Below are 238 nucleotides of genomic sequence, written 5' to 3'. Positions count from 1 at the left end.
GAAGACCGCGGCCTTCACCGCGAAGCCCACAAGCAACATCACGTGCAGCAGCATCTGCACGTTCGGCGCTATCTCGTCCATCCGCTCGGCGATCTGCGCCATGTTGACGGTGCCGAGCGAGGCATAGATCACGGCGATCGCCGAGAGGAACACGATGCTCGACACGAGCGAGACGACGATGTAGACGGTGCCCGTGCGGATCCGGGACTCCGTGGATCCGAGGGTGATCAGGACGTAC

Annotated in this window: 1 protein-coding gene; it reads right to left on the bottom strand. The window is 63.0% G+C overall.

The features are described from left to right. Positions 1 to 238, bottom strand: a 238-nt coding sequence (locus tag SB754_RS22825) for a proton-conducting transporter membrane subunit (RefSeq protein WP_410784544.1), incomplete at both ends; no start/stop codon positions are given.

This window comes from Leifsonia sp. SIMBA_070, from assembly GCF_046534635.1.
Classification (GTDB): domain Bacteria; phylum Actinomycetota; class Actinomycetes; order Actinomycetales; family Microbacteriaceae; genus Leifsonia.
The sequence above is the reverse complement of the archived record's forward strand: the minus strand, read 5'-3'. Positions and strand labels throughout refer to the sequence as shown.